We start from the raw sequence: 2602 nt of genomic DNA on the forward strand, positions 1-2602 counted from the left end.
TCGCGCACCTGCGCCTGCAGGTGCGCGACCTGCGGCGGGAGAGACGCCGACGCCAGGGCCGTATCAGCCACCGGGTTCGACGGGGGAAGGTCGAGGGCGCTCGTCATGGTCGCAAGCATAGCGCTACCATGGGCCCATGAAAGTCGCCGCCCTGCAGATGGTGTCCACGCCCGACGTGGACGAGAACCTTGCCACCGCCCGCCGCCTGATCGCCCAGGCCGCCCAGGCCGGGGCGGAACTGGTGACCCTGCCCGAGTACTTCTGCCTGATGGGCCTGTGTGACGGCGACAAGCTGCGCATCGCCGAAGACCTGGCTGATGACGCCTTGAGTAGCACGCACAGCGCCAGCACACCCCTCCAGACCACGCTGGCCCAGGCCGCGCGCGAGCACGGCGTGTGGGTGATCGGCGGCACCCTGCCCCTGCGCAGCCCAAAGGCCGACCGCGTCTACAACAGCCTGATGGTCTATGACCCACAGGGCCAGCAGGCCGCGCGCTACGACAAGATCCACCTGTTCTGTTTCGACGATGGCGAGCGTCGCTACGACGAGGCCGCCACCCTCACGCCCGGCGACACGCCCGTGGCCTTCACCGCCACCGACCGCGCCGGCCAGGCCTGGCGCGTGGGCCTGGGCATCTGCTACGACCTGCGCTTTCCGGAGCTGTTCCGCCAGCTCACCCGCACAGAGCCCTGCGATCTGATCGTGCTGCCCGCCGCCTTCACCCACACCACGGGCCAGGCGCACTGGGAGCTGCTGCTACGCGCCCGCGCGGTTGAAAACCTGTGCCACGTGCTGGCGCCGGCCCAGGGCGGCACGCACGCCAGCGGGCGGCGCACCTTCGGGCACTCCATCGCCATCGATCCGTGGGGCCAGGTGCTGGCCGTGCAGCCCGAGGGCGAAGGCGTCGTGCTGGCCACGCTGGACCGTGAACGCCAGGCCACGCTGCGCAGCCAGTTGCCAGCGCTGGCGCACCGCGTGCTGGGCTGAGCGAGCCCCGGCTGCACACCACCGGGCGTCTCACAGACCGTTCATTCAGTTTCCGGCGGCAGATGACCGCAAAACAATTGGGAATCATTATCATTCTCGATGTTGGCGAGCACCGCCTCGCGTCACTGCCCCGGATCCCATGACTCCCACCTCCCTGCGCCGATGGGCGTGGGTGCACACCTGGTCCAGCCTGGTGTGCACCATCTTCATGCTACTGCTGTGCCTGACGGGCCTGCCGCTGATCTTCCACCACGAGATCGAGCACCTGCTGGGTGATGCGGTCGAGGCCCCGGCCATGCCCGCAGGCACGCCGCGCGCCAGCCTGGACAAGGTGATCGAGAGCGCCAAGGCCCGCCAGCCCGGCAAGGTGGTGCAGTTCATCTCGCGCGAGGAAGACGACGACACGATCTGGTACGTGACCCTCAACGACACGCCGCTGGCCAACGAGGGCTTCAAGTCCGTGGCGGTGGATGCGCGCACGGGCCAGGTGCTGGCCGAGCCCAAGGTGGGCGAAGGCTTCATGTACGTGATGTTCCGGCTGCACGTGGATTTGTTCGCCGGCCTGCCGGGCAAGCTTTTCCTGGGGCTGATGGGGCTGCTGCTGGTGGCGGCCATCGTGTCGGGCGTGGTGCTGTACGCGCCCTTCATGCGCAAGCTGGATTTCGGCGCGGTGCGGCGCGACCGCTCCACGCGCGTGCGCTGGCTGGATCTGCACAACCTGCTGGGCATCGTCACCGTGGTGTGGGCTCTGGTGGTAGGCTTCACCGGCGTGATCAACACCTGGGCCGACCTGATGGTGAAGCTCTACCAGTACCAGGAACTGGGCGCGATGACGGCCAAGTACCAGGGCCAGTCCGTGCCCAAGGTGCTGGGCTCGCTGCAGCAATCGGTCGAGCACTCGCAAGCGCTGGAGCCGGACATGACGCTGTCTTTCGTGGCCTTCCCGGGCACGGCTTTTTCCAGCCCGCACCACTACGCCATCTTCATGCGCGGGCATGAGCCGCTCACCTCGCGCCTGGTCAAGCCGGTGCTGGTCGATGCGGTGACGAGCCAGATCACCGACAGCCGCGAGCTGCCCTGGTACCTCACGGCCCTGCTGGTGTCGCAGCCGCTGCACTTCGGCGACTACGGCGGCATGCCGCTCAAGGTGGTGTGGGCGCTGCTGGACATCGCCACCATCGTGGTGCTGGGCAGCGGCCTGTACCTGTGGATCGCGCGCAAGCGGGCCAGCAAGCGCCCATCGGCGCTGCATGCGCCGGCTGACGCTGATGCAACGGCCGCGCAGGCCACGACGGGAGCCACACCATGAGCCGCGCCGAACAGCGCCACGCGCTGCACCAGGAGACTCGCCGCAGCGGCAAGCACTACAGCCTGTGGCAGGTGTTCCGCTGGCCGCTGCTGATCGGCGTGGCCAGTGGCGCCGGCCTGGTGTCGGCGCTGCTGGCCGATGGCGTGTGGGATGCGGTGTCGTGGGCGCTGCTGTCGCTGCCGCTGCTGGTGGCGCTGTGGTTCATCGGGCGCAAGGGCTGATCCTCGCCCCGAGCGTCAGAACGAGCGCGCCAGCGTGTCCAGCCGCCGAGCCTGATCGCCCTGCACCCACACCTGGCGCCAGCC

The 2602-nt window shown here is 68.8% G+C and carries 3 protein-coding genes; all 3 read left to right on the forward strand.

Annotation, left to right across the window (positions count from 1 at the left end; all coding sequences use genetic code 11):
- Positions 1 to 136: 136 nt before the first annotated feature.
- The 3 genes from WAQ08_RS07775 to WAQ08_RS07785 all read left to right on the forward strand — a co-directional run bounded on the left by WAQ08_RS07775 (position 137) and on the right by WAQ08_RS07785 (position 2518).
- The gene (locus tag WAQ08_RS07775; protein WP_422190639.1) at positions 137 to 988 is read left to right on the forward strand and encodes a carbon-nitrogen hydrolase family protein; all 852 of its coding nucleotides are present in this window, start codon (positions 137 to 139) and stop codon (positions 986 to 988) included.
- A 139-nt stretch (positions 989 to 1127) separates the two neighbouring features.
- Positions 1128 to 2297 (forward strand): PepSY-associated TM helix domain-containing protein, encoded by a 1170-nt coding sequence (locus WAQ08_RS07780; protein WP_422190641.1) that lies wholly within the window; start codon positions 1128 to 1130, stop codon positions 2295 to 2297.
- A complete protein-coding gene (locus tag WAQ08_RS07785) occupies positions 2294 to 2518 on the forward strand; it encodes a hypothetical protein (RefSeq protein ID WP_422190643.1) in 225 nt (74 codons plus the stop codon). Before WAQ08_RS07780 ends, WAQ08_RS07785 begins: the two co-directional genes overlap by 4 nt.
- Positions 2519 to 2602: the final 84 nt, after the last annotated feature.

The organism is Aquabacterium sp. (assembly GCF_049274795.1).
Taxonomy (GTDB): Bacteria; Pseudomonadota; Gammaproteobacteria; order Burkholderiales; family Burkholderiaceae_C; genus Aquabacterium.

Excerpts from the sequence above, each read along its gene's own strand:
- WAQ08_RS07775 (WP_422190639.1), top strand. The coding sequence starts at position 137 with ATGAAAGTCGCCGCCCTGCAGATGGTGTCCACGCCCGACGTGGACGAG.
- WAQ08_RS07780 (WP_422190641.1), top strand. The coding sequence starts at position 1,128 with ATGACTCCCACCTCCCTGCGCCGATGGGCGTGGGTGCACACCTGGTCC.
- WAQ08_RS07785 (WP_422190643.1), top strand. The coding sequence starts at position 2,294 with ATGAGCCGCGCCGAACAGCGCCACGCGCTGCACCAGGAGACTCGCCGC.